The following is a 21,860-nucleotide window of genomic DNA, read 5'->3' on the forward strand; positions in this document are numbered from 1 at the left end:
GCCTTTGGAAAGTTAGTAAGCGTCTGTTGATATTTGATATTTTTGATTAATTCATAACAGTTAGAATATGGAAAGCTTAAGACTTGAACTATGAAAGGGGCTTTAGGGGTTAATTTCTTGTTGGTTGAATTTCTGATGTATGTTAATTAGCTGGTCAAGTTTCTGACTGTATTTGATGGTTTCTGGATGTGATAACCCTTTTGTTAATCCTGAATCAATCATTTGGTTTCTAAGATCTTTAATATCTTTGTTTAAATCGAGGCAATCTAGATCTACTTTCATTTTTTCTGCTCCTAAATGTTTTACAAAATATTATTATAGTTACGGGAATTTAGGAAATTTTATTTTATGTACTTAAATGGTCCCCTTTCTTCTTTGAAAAAGTCTATTTTGTAATGTTAATTGTTAACACTACTATATAGTATCTACATTTTTGATGGAAAATTGAATACTTTCGACAAAGATTCTAAAAAAATTACATTATTTACGAGAGAAATGTCTCGTTCTGGATTGTGATTATAAAAAAGTATTTCTTTGGAATATCTTTTTTGTTTTAAAATGAAACAGTTCAGTAATTTAATTCAAAAGCAAAATGCTCAAAAGACTTTATGTACAAGTTTATGTCAAAACTGTGCATAAAGTCTTTTGAGCTGTAACAATATTTTATGATTTATTATTAAATCGCAAATACATGATTGTCGATTTTTTTCACAACTTCACGGGTGCGAATCCAATTATCTGTTGCAATTTCTGGATTATAGAAATAGATAGAACCGTTTAAGTCATCTTTTCTCGTTAAAGCATCTTGTACTGCTTTTTTCGAATTTGCTGAAGCAGGTTTGTTAATTTCACCATTTTGTACAGGTGAAAAAGCATACGCATTGCCGACTACCTCATGAACTACATCTGTCACATTGTCTGGGAATTCTGATGACTCTACTCTGTTTAATACTACTGCAGCAACCGCAACTTTACCTGCGTAAGATTCACCTTTTGCTTCTGCTTCTACTAAACGAGCTAATAGATCTTTTTCTTTATTTGAAACCTCTATTGGTTTTTGTAAAGATATAGTCGTCTTGCTGGCAATACCTTCTATTGGCTTTGAGGCATGTAATGATAGCGATACCTCTTCTTCAGGTAACTGAAGCTGTTCTTCAATAGTGTTCGTCTCACTTTTAACCTGCTCCGTATCTACTATATTATCGTCTTTAACTTCTGGAACTTCTGTAGTTTCCGCAAACGTTTGATTTTGTAACCCTATAAATGAAATTGCGGCTACACAAGCTACAATTAGTTTTTTCATGTTAGTGTTTTTCATAGATGCTACCTCCTGTAACCTCGTATGGTATTAACACTAACACGACCCTGTCCTTATTTTACAGAACGATTCCGTTACATTTCATTGTAGTTTAATGAAAAACATTACAGGGACGATAGAAATGTGACATTTATCCTTGATTTTTGTCATATTACGTCCAATATTTATAGAGTAGAGGTAATTATACCCAATACTCTCATAAAGTACTAATTAAATTAGTCTAAATAAAACTATTTTTAAAATGCTGATTAAGTTTATTACTTCTATTCAAGTACAACCTTAATAATATTTGGAAATAATAAGTGGATGGGAGTTGTTATTTGTAGAATGTTACAAAGAGATTGATCATTCCATTGTGAAGGGTGATACTATACTAAATAATAGAAAAAAACATTATACTAAAAGAAGTGGAAATCTAATCTCAATTAATACCTCTTATTCTGATGAGTAGATTAGGATTAATTGACTAAGAAGATTGAAGGGCTAAATTATTTCAAAGGAGGCAACCATCTATGGGTCATAAGAATTTAATTCGTACTTTGATGATAGAAATACCCTCAGTTCCGGGAAGTCTGGGAAAATTAGCAACGACTATTGGTCTTGCAGGCGGAGATATTGGAGAAATTGAAACGGTACAGGTAGGACCAGCTTCTACTTTGAGGAATATTACAGTGAACGTGGAGAATGAATCAAAGCTGACGGGATTGATAGATGATATTAACGATTTAGGAGATGGATTTAAGGTTCGTACCGTTTCTGATGATGCACTTCTTGCACATACAGGCGGGAAAATTCACATGACGAGCAAAATGCCGATTCGGTCATTGGCAGACTTAAGGCGAGTATATACCCCAGGGGTAGCCAATGTCTGTCGGGCCATAGAGGAGGATCCATCAAAAGCAAGGATATATACGAGTATTGGCAATTCAGTAGCTATTGTTACAGATGGCACGGCCATTCTTGGTCTTGGAGATATTGGGCCTGTTGCGGGAATGCCCGTAATGGAGGGGAAGGCTGCTCTATTTGATCAATTTGCTGGAATTAGTGGTGTTCCGATACTATTGAACACAAAAGATCCGGATGAAATTGTTCAAACCGTGAAAAACATTTCTGTAGGATTCAGCGGTATTCTTTTGGAGGACATTGGATCTCCACATTGTTTTGAAGTGGAAGAACGTCTTATGAAGGAACTGGATATCCCGGTTATGCATGATGATCAGCATGGTACTGCTGTGGTCACATTAGCAGCAGCAATTTCTGCATGTAAAAGTGCTGGGGTGGATTTAAAAGAAGCAAGGGTTGGGCAAATTGGGCTTGGAGCAGCAGGGTTAGCGATAAGCCGCTTGTTAATGGCCTATGGTGTGAAAACAATGCTGGGTGCTGACAAATCAACTAAAGCAAAAGAACTCTTGAAGCATTATGGTGGTCAACCAATTGATAGTCTTGAAGAACTGATGGAAGGCAGTGATATTGTCATCTCCACAACTGGTGTTCCGGGGCTTATCAAAAAAGAATGGGTACAACAAGGTCAGGTCATCCTTGCACTTTCTAATCCTAAGCCGGAAATTGAGAGAGAAGATGCTCTTGAAGCCGGAGCTGCCTTTGCTGCGGATGGACGTATTGTTAATAATGTCCTCGGTTTTCCAGGGATTTTTAGAGGAGCTTTAAATGCCCAGGCGAAGGAAATTAATTATCAAATGCTGGTTACGGCGGCAGAAACGATTGCTGCTTGTACAAAAGAAGGGGATTTAGTTCCACACCCGCTAGATCCTAACGTACATAAAATGGTGGCACAAGAAGTTGAAAATGTTGCGGTAAGAATGGCATTAGAAAAAATTAGAAACTAATGTAACCTCCTCATTATGAAGTGGAGGAAATAACAAAATCGTATTAGAACAAACAAAAACCGCTTGGAACGTAAATGCTTTTTCCAAGCGGTTTCAACATTTTAATGTGGGTTACCATCCGCGGCTTGCACCCCCGCCCCCTGAAGAGCCCCCGCCTCCTCCTCTATATCCACCGCCGCCACGGCCGCCTCCGCGTGCCAAGATGGACAGAAGAATATGAGTGAGAAATCCGCCAAAAAATTTGAAATCAAGAAATACAACAACGACAATGATGATAAACAATAACCATAAGGGAATGCCAGGCCCTTCATTTTCTGTGTGGACTTCTGCATATGGCTGGACTGATTGTTGTCCTCCTTCAATTCCATACTCGGCTAGTACTTCTTTAGCTAAAATTTTATAAGTTTCCAAAACCGCCATGTTTGGCTGTTCTAATTTCAAGTATGGAAGTGTAACTTGATCGAGGATACGGCCAACTTTTCCATCGGGGAGCCGACCTTCCAATCCATATCCCACTTCAATTCGCAATGGTTTTTTTGTCATACCGGGTGAGGGGTTCATACCAATGACCATTAATACGCCGTTATCTTCTTGATAACGGCCGATCCCATATTGACGAAACGCTTCATTAGCGTATTCCTCAACTGTTGCATCACCAATTGATTCAACTGTTAATACTGCAATTTGTGCAGAGGTCTGATCCTCAATGCTTCTCCCAATCCTTCTAATTTCGGCTTCTTCCTGTTCTGTTAGTACATCTGCGAAATCTTGGATATAAATATCTCCGACTGGAGCTGGGATTTGGGGATTTTCAGCAAATGCTGTTCCAATAATAAGGTAAGAGACGCAGAACATACACATTATGCAGAAAATCCTAAGCATTCTCATTAGTCATTGCCTCCAAAGTTAACTTCGGGCGCTGTTTGTGCACTTGGGTCTGCCTCAAAATATTCTTTTTCATCAAATCCTGTTATGTTGGCGATGATTACACCTGGAAATCGCTTCACTCTTTTGTTATATTCAGCGACCTGGTCGTTGTAATCCTTGCGGGCAACAGAGATCCGATTTTCCGTACCTGATAATTCATCCATTAGCTGTGTAAACTGCTGATCTGCTTTCAGATTAGGGTAGTTTTCAACAACTACAAGAAGGCGGCTTAATGCTCCAGTCAATTCAGCGTTTGCTGTTGCTTCTTCTTCCGGTGAATTTGCACCTGCGAGCCTCGCTCGTGCATCGGCAATATCAGTGAGGACCTCCTCTTCATGTGAAGCATACCCCTTAACGGTATTAACAAGGTTCGGGATCAAGTCGAGTCGTCTTTGCAACTGATTCTCGATTTGAGAATATGATTGATCCACATTTTCCTCTAAAGTAACAAAGTTGTTATAGCTAGGTATAACCATTAGCAATGCACCGATTACTACCACGCCTAAAATGGCCAGGACCACTAACCCTTTTCTCAAGTAAATCACTCCTTTCACATTATTATGTATTCACTGATGAAAAGTTATAGATGATTGTGCTTAAAACTCTAAATAACAAGAAACAGCCAAACAAATTGCTTTGTTTGGCTGTTTCACATCTTTGTTCAACGTTGTTAAGGGATTACGCCAGCAAACTCTAAAAGGGTCAGGACAATTTCGAAGAGGATCAGAAGAACAATAACCCATTCGACGAAGAGCCCCCGAATGGAATGGCTGATGTTAGAAAATCCGTCCATGATGTTATAAAGAATTTCGGTTTTATTTTTTAAGATTTTATAGCGGTCTGTTAATTCAAAAAACTCCACCATGCTATCGTAAAATTCCCCAGCAGTGCTGCTTGTCCATGTTATATCAGGTTTATCTAGTATCATGATATAGGCAATGGTATTATATTCGTGGCGGACAATTTTCGCCGTTGTTCTCGCTAATTCCTTGTTTCCTATCCTAAGCTTCCCTTTTTCCAATCGATCTATCATATTTTCCAGCTTATCGTGGATGATACTAAGCTGGTCTTCTGTTTTTTGTAGGGCAACAGATTTTGCAAGCACAGTAGAAATCAGTTCGGGGTAAAAGTCTTCAAATTCTGGTACGACTACAAATTCATCATTTAACTCAATATCTTCGTTATCTATAATGTGGAGACTGTAATCATCCGTATATCGATCTGCTTGTACTAGATTAACATCAGGTTCAAATGAGCGGATATATCTTAAGAATCCTCTTATCTCATCTTCACCGGCAGCATTAATGAATACGATACTACCAAAAGAAAAAATCAATACTTGCTGCATTTCTCTTACATTATGATTAAGAATGGAAGCTAGGATGGCGCCTTTCAAGATTAATGGTTCTTCCCAAGTGAATTTTTTAGGGATGCCGCAATCATTAGCAATTTTGTTCAAATCAATTTCATTTGTTATTGCAAAGGCTTTAAAAGTAATAGGTTCCATTTATCTCAGCTCTTTCTAAAAAATAGTTTTTCTTTGATTTTATTCTATTTTTTACTAAAACATGCTTGAACAATTATGGATTACTAGATTTTATTTTTGATACACTATCTTGGATTCCAGAGCTAATTTTATTACCGTTTAGAATTTTATATTGGTTTTTAAGGATGCTAGGAAGGTTCGTTGCACATCTATTAGATGCTTTATAGGCTGCTATTTGTGAGAAAAGGTATTGGAGAGGGATTCCTATAACCTTTTCTTTTTTGTTGGTAGAAAACCCTGGAATTTTTGGGAACGGCTTTTATTTGGCTTGCAGTAGTTGTTCCTTATTCTTTCCTGATAAGTACTTCCGAACGCTTCTCGTTTTTGGTCTCAAAAAGGCTTAAAAATACATCAACAATGTGAGGGTCGAACTGGGTACCTTTATTTCTACGAATTTCATTGAGGATATGGTCTAGTTCTAGTTCCTTTCGATAAACTCTCATGGAGGACATTGCATCGAAGGCATCAGCAACAGCTACAATGCGGCTTAAGAGGGGGATTTTTTCTCCTTTTAAACCGTTAGGGTATCCTTTCCCGTCGTATCTTTCATGATGGTATAAAACAATGTCGTGTATTCCGTTTTCCTTGAAAGTAGAAATATGCTTAACGATATCGTAGCCGATTGTTGGATGAGTTTTGATGATATTATATTCCTCGTTTGTTAATTTACCTGGTTTGTTTAATATCTCTTCAGGAATCCCAATTTTCCCAATATCATGCAGTAAACCTCCGATGTGAATAATTTCGCATAATTCATTTGATAGATTCATCTTTTTTGCGATAGCAGCAGAAAATGTTGCAACGTTCTCGGAATGGTGCATTGTGTAAGCATCCCTAGAATCTAACGCTTTTGCAAGGGCTCTAGTGAATTCGATAGAGTCCTCTCTCACTTTCTGCAGGTTTTTCATTAAGCCAACAGTGATAAATGTTATTAATAGATAAGTGAACAAATATGCGATAAATATTCCTGCACCTGAAGCGGGTTCTGGAATCAGCATGAATCTAGAGACGACGATCATAAAGGCAAGAACTGCTATAACCCAAGGGGAAAGGTTATAGAAGCCAAGACCTAGAAATATGGCACAAAATATGTAGAGTATGTAGGAACTTCCGTCTTTCTTAAGAATAATTCCATTAATCGTAATGCTTAACAAGAATAGAATAAAAAACATGTATCGAAAGTATTTAGGATGATAAAACCATCTCTGAAGGGTGTTCAGCATTATTTCTCCTCCATTTGTTTCTATAAGATAGGAGCCATCTGCACACGCGGACGGAGCAGCCCTTTTTCCTGTTAGTTTTAGCAAATAGATCGATATTAATGAGTTTTTTCACCGTAGATGAGATCTCAGATAGTCTGGATGTTATAGTTTTTATTGTGAAATTAAGGTAATGCTGTAATACATTATGGCTTTCTGGCACCCGATGAAAAGGTTTATTATAATCAAGAGACATGAAATTTAAGAATACAATGTTGTCAATCACAAAAAAGTGATATTATTGAAAGTAAAATAATAATGATCATCATTTTGTTAGGGGCATACAATGAAAAATTCATACATGAAAACAGCGAGTGCTGTATATATCAATTACTTCCTGCTTGGAATGGTTAATATTATGCTGGCTTCCAATATGTCATATTTAACAGAGCAATGGGATACAGATGCAGCAGGAATCAGCTTTATAATTTCCGCGATCGGGGTCGGAAAGCTGTTGTCTTATGCGTTGTCGGGTATATTATCAGACAAAATTGGGAGAAAACCATTAGTCATTTTTTCCACAATCGCAATGGCTGTCTTCTTAATTGGGACGCCGCTATCTCCAAGCTATGAATTTGCATTCGTATTTGCCTTAATTGCAGGAATAGGCAATTCAGCAATGGATGCTAGTTCATACCCTGGTTTGACAGAAATGTTCCCGAAGTCGGCAGGGTCTGCTAATGTTTTAGTAAAGGCTTTTATATCTGCTGGGGCAACATTGCTGCCAGTCATGATTTTGTATTTCTCAAATAATAATATGTATTTTGGATATGCGTTTTTTGTACCTGCAGTGATTTTCTTAGTAAATATGATCTTACTATTCACTGTTTCCTTCCCAGATCATCGAAATATGCAAAAAGTTAATAGCCGGGATAACTCTCAGGACCGGAAATTTCATACAAAACCGATATTCTTCAAGGAAGGTCTAGCATTAGTGTTAATTGGATTTACTTCGACAGGTTTGTTTACTGTTTCACAAATTTGGATGCCAACCTTTGGTCAAGAGGTAGTGGGGATGGCGGTAAACGATTCGTTAAAGTTATTGAGCTATTATAGTGTCGGCGGACTTATTTCGGTTTTAGTGCTGTCTTTTTTGTTAAACAAATTTCTGCGTCCGATTACAGTTATGATAATTTATCCGATGATTACTTTGGCATCGATTGTTATAATTTTGACCATAAAAGTACCGATCGTTACTGCAGTCACAGCCTTTTTTATTGGTTTTTCAACAGCTGGAGTTTTTCAACTAGCGATTACGGTTATGTCTGAACTATTTTGGCAGCGCAAAGGCACAGTAACGGGAATTTTAGCAACTGCTTCAGGAATTGCAGCCATTCTGATGCCGATCGTGACTGGCGCCATGGCGAAAAGAGGGGCGATTTCGATTATATTTGTGTTCGATGGTGTTCTTTCAGCTATAGGTTTTTTCGCAGCTTGCTATGTTTATTTGAGGTACAAAAAGTTACTTAATATAAGAGTTATTAATAAAGAAGGACAATTGCAAAAAGTTAAATGAATTGAATCAAGGTGAGAGCTGGTGAGGAGTTAAAATTCTTAACAGCTCTCAGTTATTTTTCAAAAGGAATGTACCGAAGATGACTTGTCTTAATGTTGAGATTTTTAAAAAGTTCTCATGAACCATATATTAATATACAAAGTTAGTTTATGATAGTGAGAAAGGTTCTTAACTGAAAAAGAAAGTGGGGAAACAATGTTTGTCTCGTATTTACTCGTGTTTGTGTTAGCTGCTATTCCGTTATTTGAACTCATTGCTGTTGTACCATTAGCCATTATTGGTGGACTTTCTCCTGTTCCAGTTTCCATTTTAGGGTTTTTAGGGAATTTACTAACAGTACTTCTGCTAATTGTTTTCATTGATCGAATTAAGTTATGGAGGAAAGCAAAAAAACAGAAAAAAGCCGCAGTGATTGTCCGCGATGGTGATAACCATTTGGAATCAGAAGAGGTTGTGGTGGAACCGGAAACTAAGAAAGAAAAACGGGCAAGAGAACTATTTGAAAAATATGGATTGCCTGGATTAACGATTATCGGGCCATTTTTTGTGGGCTCACATATTTCTGCTTTTATGGCCATGAGCTTTAGTGCTAAGAGAACCTTGGTGACTGTGTGGATGATTGTCAGTTTAGTGTTATGGACGATTGTATCTGCTGTTGCAGCAAGTTATGGAGTTTCCTTTTTCTATCCTAACGTTGAGGAAAATGGCTTCCTCATCCGGATATTTAATTAATAAAGTCTGTTATCACTCCCTTATTTGACCAATAATTTCCGAGCACAGTCACCTCAAGCAGGTGCACTGTGCTTTTTTGTGTATAGCAAGGAATTAGGGTCTTTCTTTAAAAGCCTACATAACCATCTCCTTATTGGAAATTATATGAAAGGAAAAGTTTCCTGAAAGGACGGAACACATATGGATGATTTATTGATTGCCCGTTCCCTGTTTGGGACTACAATGGCCTTTCATATTATTTTTGCGACCATTGGGGTTGGACTTCCCCTGATGATTTTGACAGCAGAGCTCCTTTATCAAAAAACAAAGGATTTAGAATATGTGGTGATGGCCAAACGCTGGACGAAAGCGTTTGCCGTGTTATTAGGAGTTGGGATTCCTACAGGAACAATTGCTGGTACGCAATTATCGTTATTATGGCCGGGCTTTATGGAAGTGATTGGTCGAGTTATGCCGCTGCCGTTTCAAATTGAAATTTATGCTTTTTTTATTGAAGCCTTATTTATGTCCATCTACGTATATGCGGCGGAACGAATTGCTCCGTGGATGCGGATTGTCAGCTTGATTTTAGTGGCTTTGGGAGCGCTTGCATCGGCTGTGCTAATTACCAATGTTCATGCGTTTCAAGGAACACCGGCCGGTTTCCGGATTGAAGACGGCAACATTGTGGATGTTAATCCATGGGCTGCTTTCTTCAATGCTAGCTTTTTCGTAACGGCTGGCCATGTCGCCTTATCCGCTTATGTAACAGGGGCGTTCGTTGTTGCGAGTGTGGCTGCGGTAAAAATGCTTCGCAATGAGTACGGCTCGAGATTGTATCAGTTTCATCAAAAAGCTTTGATGATTAGTCTAGTTGTTGGGGGCATTGCTGCTTTTGCAACAGCGTTAAACGGACACACAGCTGCTCAATATTTACATGAATACCAACCAGAAAAACTCGCAGCTGCGGAAGGGTTATTTGAAACACAATCTCATGCTCCGCTAGCTATTGGTGGATTTACCGACCGCGAAACGGAATCGGTGAAATGGGGAATTGAGATTCCTTGGGCCTTGAGTTTCCTTGCTGGAAACAGCTTTGATACGGTTGTTGTCGGCTTGAACGATTTCCCTGAGGAATGGTGGCCGCCTTTGTTCATACATACGTTATTTAATGCAATGGTCTTGATTGGGTCTTTATTGATTTTGATTGCGTTTGCTGGGATTGTATGGAAAAAGTTACTAAAAAAAGATCGTTTTCCAAAATGGTTTTTATGGTTATTGATCACTTCGGGACCGTTAGCTGTTGCTGCGATTGAATTCGGTTGGATTTTTGCATGTACTGGACGCCAGCCTTGGGTAATCTATCGTATTCTTTCAACTGCGCAAGCCGCTACTACTGCGACTGACCTTGGCTTGTTATTTATTTTATTTATAACGGTTTACATTATCCTCGCGATTGCTGTTGTGTTGGTCTTACTTTATTACTTTAAGAAAAATACGGTCTTGGATGATATTAGACGGGCGGAAGACAAAAATGTTCAATTATTTAGTTCTAACTCTTAGGGGGCTTTCGTTATGACGGACGCACTAATTGCAATTACAGTACTTTGGGGGTTTGTGTTTATTTACGCTGTAATGGCGACAATGGATTTTGGTGCAGGATTTTGGTCGATGATTTACATTAACCGGGAAAAAACAAAAGCAACGAACATTGCCAACCGCTACCTATCACCCACATGGGAAGTTACGAATACGTTTATTGTTGCATTGGTCGTGGCGGTATACAGCTTGTTTCCGGCAGCTGCTTATACGCTCGGAACGATTCTTTTAGTTCCTGGAAGTATGATTTTATTATTACTTGCTTTAAGAAGTGCATTTCTCGTCTTTTCTAATATTGCTACAGAATATCGCAAACCGTTAACGTATATTTCGGGCATTACAGGGATTTTAATTCCGGGACTGTTAATCAGTGTGCTCCCAATTACACATGGGGAATTTGTTGAATATGGATCGGGATTTGCACAGCTTAATCTCGAAGAATTATTTACGAATGCTAATGTATATGCGTTTATTGGGTTTGGCATTAGCAGTACTCTATTTCTATCGTCTGTTTTGCTTGCGGATTATTCAAAGGTCTCAAATGAAATGGATGCATATCAAGTGTATCTTCGCGATGCAAGAATATTTGGTCCGATTTCATTAGCGATGGCGTTCCTAATTATGTTGACCTTACGTGGTGAGGCGCCTTGGTTGTATGAAAAAATGATGGAAGATTTCCCGCTCCTTTTGTTTTCATTGTTCTTCTTTTTACTTGGTGGCGCTGGATTATTTCTCCCCTCATTTTTTGAAAAAGGGGTCCGCGGGATGCCGCGGCTTGCGATGATAGCAGTGACTATTCAGTATTTGGCTGCAGGTTACGTGTATGGAAAGGCCCATCTTCCGTATATTGTCTACCCTAACGTGACGATTGAATCCGCGTTTACCGATCCCAATTCGTTTCGCGCTGTATTTGTCACCTACATCGTAGGCTTTGCAATCCTGTTTCCTGGATTTATTTATTTTTGGAGCTTATTTATGCATGATAAACGCTATTTGCGTCAAAGAAAACCAAAAGAAGGAACCCAATCATGAAGATGGAAGAAAATGGAAGGTGCCTGCACCTTCCATTAGATTTTTGATTTGTGATAATGGTCTATAATTTTAAGTCAAGTTAATTTATAATTTACGATAGTGTATGCTTTTACAGGTGATGAAAAACAATTTTGATGGCCAATTAGACTAGTGACTCTTGTCAGAATATTTAACTGGCCTGAGTCTTTTTTATTTATGCTGTATTCGGAGGAGTAGTGATGATTTATCTTTTTATTGGAGTAGCTGGTTCCTTTGGGGCTATTCTAAGGTATATGACTGGTGTTGTTTTATACGATGAAAGTGTTGTCTTTCCATTTGCTACCTTAACTGTTAATCTTATCGGAAGTTTTCTGTTAGCTTGGTTTACAACGGGTATAGTGAAGTGGTTTTCATTATCACCGCTTTTTAAAGCTGCGATAGGAACAGGATTTATTGGGTCGTTCACCACTTTTTCTGCCTTAAGTGTTGAAACGGTCACCCTTGTTAGAAATGGTGATCTGGTCCTAGCGTTGATTTATGTATTAGTAAGTGTTTTTGGAGGATTAGTGATGAGCCGGGTAGGCTTTAGTCTTAGTAAAGGGGAAGCAGTGTGATGAGCATATTTCAAATTTTATTAGTGGGAGCTGGCGGGTTCTTTGGGGCGATTTCGCGTTTTTTTGTAAGTCAATATATCAATAAAAGGGTTTCAGCATCCATTCCCATTGGTACACTTTTTATTAATTTATTAGGATCATTTCTTCTTGGTTTATTAATCGGAATGGGTGTTGGAGAGTATTCCTTCTTATTAATTGGCACAGGTTTTATGGGGGCATTCACGACCTTCTCGACATTTAAATTAGAGGGTATACAGTTGCATTTGAGCAATAAGAAAAAAGAATTTTTCATTTATCAATTAATCACTTACGCTGGGGGAATATTATTAGCTTTTATAGGGATTTTGTTAGGTCCTTATTTAACATAATCATTTTTTAAAGACAGTCGATCCAGGTTATGAACCTGATAATAGGACTTTAGGAATTAGGTGGATTCTTATTAGTAACGCGTTAACTGAGAAAAGTGTCGAAACTAGAAGAATAAAAAGCCTTGAAATTGAAAGCGTTTTCAAATATACTAAAAATAGGTTGGATGGCATGCGTGGCCATCGTGGTATCTGGCGTAGGCGGGGCCGATACGATTGGAGACGAACTTAGAAGACTTACCTTATGAATTTCTACTAGAACAATATATAAGATGGTGCTAAGTGTAAAAAGGGCAGTAAACTCTTTATGAAAAGGGTTTGCTGCTCTTTGTTTTTGTTCTTTTGAATATTGGGATTTTTCAGGTGAATAGACAGTGTTTAATAATAAATAAAATATTCAAAATTATTTGACTATTATTATAAAATTATGCTATTCTCTCTGTATTAATATCGCTGAGTAGATGTAAATATATTTTTTGATTGGAGATGAAGAGATGATCAAACTTAAGAGCCTTTTTATTTTTTTGATGTTTATTGCCATTATTTCTTTAGTTGGATGCAATTCAAGCTCTAGTTCGACCGATAGTAAAGACCCAGAGCAAGCTTCTGAAGGAGATGAACCTATTACTTTAAAAGTTGCTACGTTCTTCCCTGAAACTTCCAATACACATACCAACTTTGTAAACCCATGGATGGAGAAAGTAGAAGAATTAACAGAGGGGAAAGTAAAGTTTGATTATTATCCTTCTGAACAATTAGGGAAAACCGCTGATATGCTGGGGTTGACGAAGGACAATGTAATGAATATTGCGATGCTTCCGACCATCTATTTCAATTCGGAAATGCCGATCAGTAATTCCTTGCAAAATATGCCTGGAGTAGCCCAATCGGCAAAGCAGGCAACAATGGGATATTGGGATTTGCTGCAAAGTAACCCGGAAATTTTAGAAAAAGATTACTTAAATAATGGTGTGAGACCACTAGGGATTTTATTCTCGTCTCCATATGAAATTTGGTCTAAAGATATTGAAATTCGCGATCCTGAAGATTTAAGAGGGCTAAAAATTAAAACGGCTGGCGGAATTACGAATGAGTTCTTTCAATCACTTGGAGCTGTTCCTGTTACAGTAGCGTTCCCGGAAATGTACGAAGCACTGGATAAAGGTGTTGTAGACGCATTGAGCATTGATGCATTACCATTGAGAACCTCTGGTGTTGAGGAAGTTGTAACTCACGGAGTCTTTCCGCACTGGGGAACTAGTTTGCAAAGTTTAATTATTAATGAACAGGTGTGGAACAGTCTTTCTCCTGATATTCAAGAGGCGATGATTCAAGCAGGGCAAGAAGTTACCGAGGCAATCGGTCCGATTTATGATGATGTTTCGAATGAAATTATTGATGGATTTATGGACACTAAAACGATGGTGGAGTTAACGGAAGAAGAACAGAAGAAATGGACGGAAATCGGGGAAGGCTTTCAGCAAAAATGGGTAGAGGAAAATCATACTGAGGATTTCCCCATTAAAGATTATTTAGAGAAGTATAAGGAAAGCTTGAGTAAGTATAAATAGGCTTTTAGAAAATTAAATACATTAGAGCTGATAAGGAGATCGCATTCCTCTATCAGCTTTTTATTTGCAATAAAATTGAACTTAAGGTGGGAGAATAAGAAAAAATAATGTGCGAAAAGTGAGGATTTATATGAAGAAGTCTATCATGGTGTTTCTGATTTTGTTCTATATCATCATTCCTGCGCAAGTGCTAGCTAAAAAAGAAATTCCGATATTGGTCTATCACTTTATTGATGAATACAAGGGGATAGGTTCTAAGGAACTTTATGTTACGCCGGAGAGCTTTGAAGAACAGGTGAGATATTTGCGGGATCAAGGCTATACTCTATTAACTTTTGAACAGTGGGAGGATATTCATAAAGTAGAGAAGCCAATTTTTATCACTTTTGATGATGGATATAAGAATAATCTAAATGCATATGAGATTTATCAAAAACTGCAGACTCCATATTTTAAACCAAGGGGTACGATTTTCGTCATTTCTGATTTTATTGGCTGGGCGAATCGTTTATCAGAAGAGGAAATGAAAATGCTTTCCGACTCTGGATTGATTTCAATACAGTCACATACAGCGACTCATCCTGATTTAACGAAATTAGAGGTGTTAGAAAATGAACTGGCGGATTCTAAAGCTAAAATCCAAGCTATTACAAAGAAACCCGTTATCGCATTAGCGTATCCTTATGGGAATTTCAACAGCAAGATCGTCGAAGAAACGAAAAAATATTATAAGTTCGGTCTGACAACAACTCCAACCTTATACAAGGAAACGGGGCTTAAAGACGAGCTTTATTTGCTGCCCCGCATTTATGTGAAGTATTCCACCACACTAGATGAGTTTGCTGGCTTGCTTAAAAAGTAGGTCAGTTCAAGCCTTCCTAACCCCCAAAAGTTATCGAGCAACGTAACTTATGGGTGTTATTTATAGGGCATTCCTACTTTTTCTCCCTAGAGCAGGTTTCTTACCTCCTACAGACAGCCATGTGACGAAGATCAGCATAATCATCACGCCTAATAACTGGATATTATAAAGCATGGTACCGAACCAAATAACCGAAATCACCATAGCAGTTAAAGGTTCGACACTTGATAAAATACTCGTCTCGACCGCTGTTATATACTTCATGCTGCTTAAAAATAATACAAATGCAATGGTACCAAAAAGGATAATAATTCCAAGCATTAATGAAACTTCAGGCTTTGCAACAATCGGCCATTCTGCAGAATTCCATACTGCATTAACCACGCCTAGTACGATCCCGCCAATAAGCATGGCCCAGCCTACAACAATTAAAATATTCCATTCTTTCATAAGACGGGCAGGATACAACGTATAAAAAGAAAAGGCGAGACCTAAAGCTGCACCCCAAAGCAAAGCTGCTCTGCTGACTAACAAAGTATCAAAAGAGCCGTTTGTCAATAATAAAAATAGGCCAGCAAGCGTTCCAACTATGCCAATGATTTGATAGCGCGGGGGAAATTTCTTATGTGTGAATGAGACATATACTGCGACAAAGATAGGCGCTGAAAATTGTAATAATGTAGCTACCACCGCATTACTTTCTTCGATAGCAGCGACGAATGTATATTGGATGCCAAGCATGCCAAAAAGACTAAACAAAATGAGTTGGTTTCGCCATGAAGCGATCTTTAGAATTGAAAAAATATCTATTTTCCTAGAAAGTAAATATGCTAATAAGAACACCCCTGCTATGATCAAGCGAAGGGTAAGTAGAAAAGGAACGGATAAATCCGTTGTTTCTAATAGCTTTTGAATGAGCGGACCAGTTGCTCCCCACAACATCGACCCGGAAATGATCATGATAATTCCTTTTAGTCGTAACATAATATAGCTCCTATAAGGTGAAATAAGTATTTTAAGATATTCTACGAATCTATTGAGATCGAAAAGTACGTCTTTATGTTTGTAAAAATTACCTATTCATTTTATCCTTGGTTATAGATAACTATATCATCGATACTTGAAAAAAATAAGGGAGTGTTTCACTTTTGTCGCAGCATGATTTTACGAATGGCAGCATAATCCGGCAGTTGTTTTTCTTTTCAGGCCCGATTATGCTGACCAATCTTTTGCAAGTATCTTACCAATTTATTGACAGCTTATGGGTGGGAAATCTCCTTGGGGCTAACGCCCTTGGTGCAGTTACCATTGCTTCTACTGTCGTAACCACTGTATTGGCTTTTATTATCGGGATCAATAATGCTACTCTGACCATATTATCTCAACAAAGAGGAAGAAAGGATGTTAATGGACTTAAAAGATATTTAAACGCTTTTGTCGTGTTGCTTACTACCTTATCGATTTTGGTTGGGGTGTTTGGTGTTGTTTTTTCACAGCAAATATTAGTGATGTTGAATACCCCTGTTGAGATGTTAGGGGACGCTCAAACGTACTTAAGAATTAACTTCATCGGAATACTCTTTTTAATTGGCTACAATTTTATCAGCACGGTACTAAGAGCATTAGGAGATAGCAAAACACCGCTCAAGTTTGTGATGGTCGCAGCCATTTTAAATACGATCTTAGATCCTTTTTTCATTTCTGTATTGGATTGGGGCATTCAAGGTGCAGCTTGGGCAACTGTCTTTTCGCAAGGAATCGCGTTCTTGTCCGGTTTGGTGTACACATTATATTTGAAACTTGTTCCGTTTTCTTTGCCAACTATACCCAGCAGAACGGAAGTGTGGCTCATTCTCAAGCTTGGTATTCCAGCTGGGCTGCAAATGACCGTTATTTTTGCAGGTATAACAGCGATCATGTCAGTCGTGAATACTTTCGGTGGAGCTGTTGTTGCGGGCTTCGGTGCATCGCAGCGGATCGATAGCTTGATTACTTTGCCAGCGATGGCGTTAGGGACTGCCGTTAATAGCATGGCTGGACAAAATATCGGTGCTAAGCGCTGGGACCGTGTCCGCGAAATTGCCATTATAGGTGCAGTTTATAATTTTATCATAATGATAACGGTTGCCATGATTGTGTTTGCCTTTGCAGAACCATTGACGTCTCTGTTTATTCAGGAAAGTGACGCTGTTGTATTCGGAACAGATTATTTAAAGTTGATTGCTTTTTTCTACCCTTTTATTGGTCTCAATTTTATTCTAAACGGAATTGTCAGAGGTTCTGGGGCTATGTATCAGGTGTTGGTGCTGAACATTCTTTCTTTCTGGCTTCTGCGATATCCGCTCACCTATTTTTGTTCAACTTTGTTCGGACAAAATGGGATTGCACTGGGGATGGGAATCAGCTTTATCATTAGCAGCATCTTTGCTTTTTCCTATTTTAAATGGGGTGGATGGAGATCGAAGAGGCTGTTTGTTGAAAAAGCTGGATGAATATATTAAAGAAAAGGGGATCGTTCATGCTGGAACTGCTTGATTTATCAAAGAATATAGAGGATAAACAGCAATACAAGCAGGAATTAAAAAATTATCAATTAGAGTTGTTAAAATTAGCAAAAGAGCTAGATAATCTAAAAATCCCATGCATTGCAGTATTTGAAGGATGGGATGCGTCTGGAAAAGGAGGAACTATTAAGAGAATCGTAGAGAGAATAGATCCCCGATTATTTGAAATACATGCGATATCCGCACCAGATTCTCAAGAAGAACGCCATCATTATTTTCATCGTTTTTGGAAAAGACTTCCCTATAAAGGGAAGATGGCAATCTTTGATCGTTCATGGTACGGTAGAGTACTTGTCGAACGAGTGGAGGGCTTTGCCAGTAAAGAGGAATGGGAACGAGCCTATGATGAAATCAATCAATTTGAAAAATGGCTGACTGACGATGGTTACATCATCATTAAATTTTGGATGCATATATCAAAGGACGAACAATTTGCCCGTTTTAAAGAAAGAATGGAAAATCCTTTTAAGAAATGGAAAATTACTGATGAAGACTGGCGTAATCGCGAAAAGTGGGAAGAATACGAGATGGCAGCAGAGGATATGTTTCAAAAAACGAGCACTTCATATGCGCCATGGCAACTAATTGAAGGAAATAATAAATGGTATGCCCGTGTGAAAGTGTTAAAGATCTTCACGGAAACCATTAGAAGAAATCTAGATTTAAGGAATAATTCAAAACCTATAACATAAAGTTGTAATAAATAAATCCTTTTTGTAAGTGAAAAATATGTGTGTAAAGGGGGACCTATGAATCAATTCAAGGTTGCCCCTTCTTAGTTTTATAGCAGATTTAGGGAGTAAGCTCTCGCTGACGGAGTATCAATGTTTTATAGAGTGCTGCATGAATTAATAATAGATTGCAAGCTAATCCCCATGTCTTATCAAGAATGAGGAGGGGGAATTTTGAGCGATAACAAGAATTCTAGGCAAAGTGAAATGAGTATTCACGATATTTGGAAAGCTAGAAAGGTCATATCCCCGCTTATATCGGCAACGCCTTTTATCCAATCTTTCGTTTTATCTGAAAGAATTGGCCGCCCTGTGTATTTAAAGCTCGAACATGTCCATGATATAGGAGCCTTTAAGGTAAGAGGGGCAGCCAATAAAATTCTAAGTTTAACTGAAGCAGAGAAAAAAAGAGGAATTGCCACGTTTTCAACGGGAAATCATGGGATGGCGGTTGCTTATTTGGCGAAAAGACTAGGAATCGATGCCCGTGTTTGTATTTCTAGACATGTGCCAAAGGCTAAGGTGGATTCGCTGAAAAGGTTAGGAGCTAAAATTGAAATATATGGCGATAGCCAAGATGAGGCTGGGGAGTACTGCTACGAATTAGAAAGAGAAAAAGGGATGACTGTGATTCATCCTTTTGATGATCCATATGTCATTGCCGGACAAGGGACAATCGGGTTAGAGATATTAGAAAGCATCCCGGATGTAAGTGACGTGGTAATTCCCCTTTCTGGCGGTGGTTTGCTTTCGGGTGTTGGCTTAGCATTAAAATCTTTTGATTCAGGAATCAGGGTAACAGGTGTTTCCATGGAGAATTCTGCTGTGATGTTTGAAAGTTTACAAGCTGGGAAGCCAGTAAAATTAGAGGAGAAACCAACTCTAGCTGACAGTTTATTAGGAGGAATTGGACTTCAAAATCAATATACGTTCAGAATGGTCCAAAAATATATGGACGATATCCTTCTTATATCAGAGGGAGAAATTGCCGGCAGTATGTCCTTTATGATCGATATACATCGCATGATCATTGAAGGGGCGGCAGCAACCGGAGTGGCAGCTGTGCTGGGGGAAAAATTAGCTTATCAAGATGGGGCGGTGGTCGTTGTTATTACTGGAAACAACGTAGACTTTTCCGTTCTTGTGCAAATCATCCAGTCATTTGAAAAGAACAAAGGGGGATGAGGTGAAGCAAGAATGATCCTTACAGTCAAGGATGTCTTGAATTTTAATTTTTTGGAAAATGCCAGGGTAAGAACGGGTAAAGAGGTGCTGGCAGATCGATATGTCCAGTGGGTCTCTGCCATTGAAATGCCTGTTGAAAATTTTGTCCGTAAAAATGAAGTAGTCCTCAGTACCGCAATTGGCTGCGGGCATGATCTTGAGCTATTGAAAGCATATGTTCAAGATATCATTGAGTCAGAAGCCTCTGCTCTTATGATTGCTTTAGGTAGACATATTTATGACATCCCGAAAGAGGTTATTGAATTAGCAGAGAAGGAAGAATTCATTATTGTTGAGATTCCATGGGAAGTACGTTTTTCAGATATCATTGAAAGAGTAATGAATCGTTTAAATGATCTTCATAATTTAGAACGAAAGAAATCAGAGAGAGTGCAGCAAGAGCTCTTAAAGCTGATTTTAAATGATTATGACCTGAATAAAATTTCAAATTTTATTCAGAGACAGCTAGGATGCCCCATTGTAATTACGGATAAAGCGGGAATGATCATCGGAAAAAGTAATCAATCCCAAAAGAGCATGATTGAAAGCTGGAATCAATATATTCAGCAGGGTCTTATTCCATGTAGAAAAGAAGAATATATTTTAGAGCATGATCCGATGATTCGGAAGATACAAAATATGTACTTAAATCAACAATCTGTGTTACAACTGCCAGTTTTACAAGCTTCAGGTGATGCGCAAGGTTATCTTTATGTCTTATTACCCCATAATATAACGTATGAAACCTTTCTAAATGATTTTCGTGTCAATGTGCTGGAGCATTCTGTAACTACGATAGCCCTATGGCTAACTCGTAAAAACGCTATTGAAGAAACGAAGGTTCGGCTTCGCAGTGATTTTGTACAGGAACTTGCAAAAGGGGAGTTCTATTCTTGGGACCAAGCCGTTTCAAGAGCGAAATTACTAGGATACAATCTTCATCTTCCTTATATTTGTATTGTTGGATTTCCCGAAAACCTAGACTTACTATTCCAGAAGCGTAAAAAAGAATACGACTCATATCTCCATTGGCTTGACCATATGATTCGGTATATTGAAGAAGAAATTTATTATGCAGCACAGTCACTAAAAAGAAGCATTATGATGACATCACAGGGCGAAAAACTGTTAATCTTTTTGGAGATTGAGCAAAATGAAAATCCCTCCAACTTTCTTGACCTGGTTGAACGGAGGCTGCGAAACTTGCTTCCGGAAGTGGTCATTTCATGGGGAATCGGTCAATATCACGAAACAGGGATGGGATTTAAGGGAAGCTATGACCATGCTAATATTGCTTTAAATATCGGCAGACGCAAATATGGGGCAGGCTATCGGTTAATGTACGAAGAGACGAGAGTGGACCGGCTGCTCTTACATATTGCGCAAACGCCGGAAATAAAAAGTATCATTTTATCTACGATTGAGCCGTTGATTCAGTATGATTCACAGCGGAGAATGGATCTAATCGGAACATTCAGCACCTACAATCAATGTAAAGGAAATGTTAGTCAGACCGCACGAGTCTTAAATTTGCACAGACAATCATTGCTTTATCGTTTGAGAAAAATTGAATCGCTGACAGGTCTTTCACTCATTAACCCGGATGACTTATTTTTATTAGATCTAAGTATTAAAGCCTGGAAAATTGGGTTGTCTGAGGAAGAATAGGGGGCATTCAATAGGGCGTTGCTTAGAGCAATCGCCTTTTTATTATTTTTAGGAAAAGCAGTGAAGACATGATTAAGGGCTGTGATTTGGTAAACTACTTAATATTGAAGAGTTTATTTCATTTTGACCGTAGTATAAGAAATAGCCTATTCCAAAAAATGTTTATAGGAGCATTCCTGTTAGAAGGATTTTCGGGGACTTGAACAAAAAAGAGCCCTCTTGGTATGATTACGGGGTGTCAAATCGTAGCGCGAAATGACCCCTAACTTAGTTAACCAAGGAGGACTCCAAAGTGGATTTTAAACAAAATCAGAAAATAAATCAAGTCACCGAAAGAACACTCGTTGTCGGAATCGATATTGCTAAGCGAAAACATTTCGCTTGCTTTGTAGATGATCGTGGGCGGGTGCTCCAAAAATCTTTCTCAGTATTACAATCTAGTGATGGTTTTCAGAGTTTTTATCAACGCATTTTGGCTGCAATGAAAGAATACGAAAAAACGGAAGTCATTGTCGGGATTGAACCTA

The 21,860-nt window shown here is 38.3% G+C and carries 21 protein-coding genes; 14 read left to right on the plus strand and 7 right to left on the minus strand.

Annotated features, from left to right (window positions below; translation table 11 throughout):
* Positions 1–102 precede the first annotated feature (102 nt).
* Together CZ487_RS09075 and CZ487_RS09080 are read right to left on the minus strand one after the other, a co-directional pair.
* Positions 103–282 (minus strand): aspartyl-phosphate phosphatase Spo0E family protein, encoded by a 180-nt coding sequence (locus tag CZ487_RS09075; RefSeq protein WP_077211784.1) that lies wholly within the window; start codon positions 280–282, stop codon positions 103–105.
* A 394-nt stretch (positions 283–676) separates the two neighbouring features.
* Positions 677–1,318 carry a cell wall hydrolase gene (locus CZ487_RS09080; protein ID WP_077211785.1) on the minus strand — a complete coding sequence of 214 codons (642 nt, stop codon included), beginning with the start codon at positions 1,316–1,318 and terminating at the stop codon, positions 677–679.
* A gap of 512 nt (positions 1,319–1,830) precedes the next feature.
* On the opposite strand from CZ487_RS09080, the gene CZ487_RS09085 reads away from it, so the two are divergent.
* Complete coding sequence (locus CZ487_RS09085; protein ID WP_077211786.1) at positions 1,831–3,165, plus strand: NAD-dependent malic enzyme; 1,335 nt, start codon at positions 1,831–1,833, stop codon at positions 3,163–3,165.
* 111 nt (positions 3,166–3,276) lie between these two features.
* Here CZ487_RS09085 and CZ487_RS09090 read toward each other — a convergent pair whose 3' ends face one another.
* The 4 genes from CZ487_RS09090 to CZ487_RS09105 form a co-directional block, all read right to left on the minus strand.
* Positions 3,277–4,053, minus strand: a complete 777-nt coding sequence (locus tag CZ487_RS09090) for a TPM domain-containing protein (RefSeq protein WP_077211787.1) — start codon at positions 4,051–4,053, stop codon at positions 3,277–3,279.
* On the minus strand, positions 4,053–4,568 hold the full coding sequence (locus CZ487_RS09095; RefSeq protein ID WP_419865713.1) for a LemA family protein: 516 nt from the start codon (positions 4,566–4,568) through the stop codon (positions 4,053–4,055). The genes CZ487_RS09090 and CZ487_RS09095 overlap by 1 nt, the downstream gene beginning before the upstream one ends.
* Positions 4,569–4,762: 194 nt before the next feature.
* The gene (locus tag CZ487_RS09100) at positions 4,763–5,599 is read right to left on the minus strand and encodes an RMD1 family protein (protein WP_077211789.1); all 837 of its coding nucleotides are present in this window, start codon (positions 5,597–5,599) and stop codon (positions 4,763–4,765) included.
* A 323-nt stretch (positions 5,600–5,922) separates the two neighbouring features.
* On the minus strand, positions 5,923–6,861 hold the full coding sequence (locus tag CZ487_RS09105) for an HD-GYP domain-containing protein (RefSeq protein ID WP_077211790.1): 939 nt from the start codon (positions 6,859–6,861) through the stop codon (positions 5,923–5,925).
* Between the two features lie 322 nt (positions 6,862–7,183).
* Between CZ487_RS09105 and CZ487_RS09110 the strand changes: the two genes are divergently transcribed.
* From CZ487_RS09110 to CZ487_RS09145, 8 genes are all read left to right on the plus strand, one after another.
* A complete protein-coding gene (locus tag CZ487_RS09110) occupies positions 7,184–8,413 on the plus strand; it encodes an MFS transporter (RefSeq protein WP_077211791.1) in 1,230 nt (409 codons plus the stop codon).
* Positions 8,414–8,608: 195 nt separating this feature from the next.
* A complete protein-coding gene (locus CZ487_RS09115) occupies positions 8,609–9,145 on the plus strand; it encodes a small multi-drug export protein (protein ID WP_077211792.1) in 537 nt (178 codons plus the stop codon).
* A 180-nt stretch (positions 9,146–9,325) separates the two neighbouring features.
* Entirely contained in the window at positions 9,326–10,687 is a 1,362-nt protein-coding gene (locus tag CZ487_RS09120; RefSeq protein ID WP_077211793.1) for a cytochrome ubiquinol oxidase subunit I, read from the plus strand.
* A gap of 12 nt (positions 10,688–10,699) precedes the next feature.
* Positions 10,700–11,755 (plus strand): cytochrome d ubiquinol oxidase subunit II, encoded by a 1,056-nt coding sequence (locus CZ487_RS09125; RefSeq protein ID WP_077211794.1) that lies wholly within the window; start codon positions 10,700–10,702, stop codon positions 11,753–11,755.
* A gap of 218 nt (positions 11,756–11,973) precedes the next feature.
* Positions 11,974–12,348 carry a fluoride efflux transporter CrcB gene (gene crcB, locus CZ487_RS09130; RefSeq protein ID WP_077211795.1) on the plus strand — a complete coding sequence of 125 codons (375 nt, stop codon included), beginning with the start codon at positions 11,974–11,976 and terminating at the stop codon, positions 12,346–12,348.
* Entirely contained in the window at positions 12,348–12,716 is a 369-nt protein-coding gene (gene crcB, locus CZ487_RS09135; protein WP_077211796.1) for a fluoride efflux transporter CrcB, read from the plus strand. Before crcB (CZ487_RS09130) ends, crcB (CZ487_RS09135) begins: the two co-directional genes overlap by 1 nt.
* A gap of 491 nt (positions 12,717–13,207) precedes the next feature.
* Positions 13,208–14,284 (plus strand): TRAP transporter substrate-binding protein, encoded by a 1,077-nt coding sequence (locus tag CZ487_RS09140; protein WP_077211797.1) that lies wholly within the window; start codon positions 13,208–13,210, stop codon positions 14,282–14,284.
* Between the two features lie 130 nt (positions 14,285–14,414).
* A complete protein-coding gene (locus CZ487_RS09145; protein WP_077211798.1) occupies positions 14,415–15,146 on the plus strand; it encodes a polysaccharide deacetylase family protein in 732 nt (243 codons plus the stop codon).
* 60 nt (positions 15,147–15,206) lie between these two features.
* On the opposite strand, the gene CZ487_RS09150 is transcribed toward CZ487_RS09145, so the two are convergent.
* Positions 15,207–16,130, minus strand: coding sequence for a DMT family transporter (locus tag CZ487_RS09150; protein ID WP_077211799.1), 924 nt, complete (start codon positions 16,128–16,130; stop codon positions 15,207–15,209).
* Between the two features lie 164 nt (positions 16,131–16,294).
* Between CZ487_RS09150 and CZ487_RS09155 the strand changes: the two genes are divergently transcribed.
* From CZ487_RS09155 to CZ487_RS27085, 5 genes are all read left to right on the plus strand, one after another.
* Entirely contained in the window at positions 16,295–17,638 is a 1,344-nt protein-coding gene (locus CZ487_RS09155; RefSeq protein WP_077211800.1) for an MATE family efflux transporter, read from the plus strand.
* Positions 17,639–17,664: 26 nt separating this feature from the next.
* Positions 17,665–18,402, plus strand: a complete 738-nt coding sequence (locus tag CZ487_RS09160; RefSeq protein WP_077211801.1) for a polyphosphate kinase 2 family protein — start codon at positions 17,665–17,667, stop codon at positions 18,400–18,402.
* A gap of 246 nt (positions 18,403–18,648) precedes the next feature.
* Positions 18,649–19,626 carry a hydroxyectoine utilization dehydratase EutB gene (gene eutB / locus CZ487_RS09165; RefSeq protein ID WP_077211917.1) on the plus strand — a complete coding sequence of 326 codons (978 nt, stop codon included), beginning with the start codon at positions 18,649–18,651 and terminating at the stop codon, positions 19,624–19,626.
* Positions 19,627–19,638: 12 nt separating this feature from the next.
* The gene (locus CZ487_RS09170) at positions 19,639–21,333 is read left to right on the plus strand and encodes a PucR family transcriptional regulator (RefSeq protein ID WP_077211802.1); all 1,695 of its coding nucleotides are present in this window, start codon (positions 19,639–19,641) and stop codon (positions 21,331–21,333) included.
* Between the two features lie 292 nt (positions 21,334–21,625).
* Positions 21,626–21,860: IS110 family transposase (locus CZ487_RS27085; RefSeq protein ID WP_139339546.1), on the plus strand; the 235-nt coding region annotated here is incomplete at its 3' end.

The sequence above is a fragment of the Robertmurraya dakarensis genome (assembly GCF_900156875.1).
Classification (GTDB): domain Bacteria; phylum Bacillota; class Bacilli; order Bacillales; family Cytobacillaceae; genus Robertmurraya; species Robertmurraya dakarensis.

Bases quoted from the DNA above. Each gene is read 5' to 3' on its own strand.
- CZ487_RS09075 (WP_077211784.1), bottom strand. From the start codon at position 282: ATGAAAGTAGATCTAGATTGCCTCGATTTAAACAAAGATATTAAAGAT.
- CZ487_RS09080 (WP_077211785.1), bottom strand. From the start codon at position 1,318: ATGAAAAACACTAACATGAAAAAACTAATTGTAGCTTGTGTAGCCGCA.
- CZ487_RS09085 (WP_077211786.1), top strand. From the start codon at position 1,831: ATGGGTCATAAGAATTTAATTCGTACTTTGATGATAGAAATACCCTCA.
- CZ487_RS09090 (WP_077211787.1), bottom strand. From the start codon at position 4,053: ATGAGAATGCTTAGGATTTTCTGCATAATGTGTATGTTCTGCGTCTCT.
- CZ487_RS09095 (WP_419865713.1), bottom strand. From the start codon at position 4,568: ATGGTTATACCTAGCTATAACAACTTTGTTACTTTAGAGGAAAATGTG.
- CZ487_RS09100 (WP_077211789.1), bottom strand. From the start codon at position 5,599: ATGGAACCTATTACTTTTAAAGCCTTTGCAATAACAAATGAAATTGAT.
- CZ487_RS09105 (WP_077211790.1), bottom strand. From the start codon at position 6,861: ATGCTGAACACCCTTCAGAGATGGTTTTATCATCCTAAATACTTTCGA.
- CZ487_RS09110 (WP_077211791.1), top strand. From the start codon at position 7,184: ATGAAAAATTCATACATGAAAACAGCGAGTGCTGTATATATCAATTAC.
- CZ487_RS09115 (WP_077211792.1), top strand. From the start codon at position 8,609: ATGTTTGTCTCGTATTTACTCGTGTTTGTGTTAGCTGCTATTCCGTTA.
- CZ487_RS09120 (WP_077211793.1), top strand. From the start codon at position 9,326: ATGGATGATTTATTGATTGCCCGTTCCCTGTTTGGGACTACAATGGCC.
- CZ487_RS09125 (WP_077211794.1), top strand. From the start codon at position 10,700: ATGACGGACGCACTAATTGCAATTACAGTACTTTGGGGGTTTGTGTTT.
- crcB (WP_077211795.1), top strand. From the start codon at position 11,974: ATGATTTATCTTTTTATTGGAGTAGCTGGTTCCTTTGGGGCTATTCTA.
- crcB (WP_077211796.1), top strand. From the start codon at position 12,348: ATGAGCATATTTCAAATTTTATTAGTGGGAGCTGGCGGGTTCTTTGGG.
- CZ487_RS09140 (WP_077211797.1), top strand. From the start codon at position 13,208: ATGATCAAACTTAAGAGCCTTTTTATTTTTTTGATGTTTATTGCCATT.
- CZ487_RS09145 (WP_077211798.1), top strand. From the start codon at position 14,415: ATGAAGAAGTCTATCATGGTGTTTCTGATTTTGTTCTATATCATCATT.
- CZ487_RS09150 (WP_077211799.1), bottom strand. From the start codon at position 16,130: ATGTTACGACTAAAAGGAATTATCATGATCATTTCCGGGTCGATGTTG.
- CZ487_RS09160 (WP_077211801.1), top strand. From the start codon at position 17,665: ATGCTGGAACTGCTTGATTTATCAAAGAATATAGAGGATAAACAGCAA.
- eutB (WP_077211917.1), top strand. From the start codon at position 18,649: ATGAGTATTCACGATATTTGGAAAGCTAGAAAGGTCATATCCCCGCTT.
- CZ487_RS09170 (WP_077211802.1), top strand. From the start codon at position 19,639: ATGATCCTTACAGTCAAGGATGTCTTGAATTTTAATTTTTTGGAAAAT.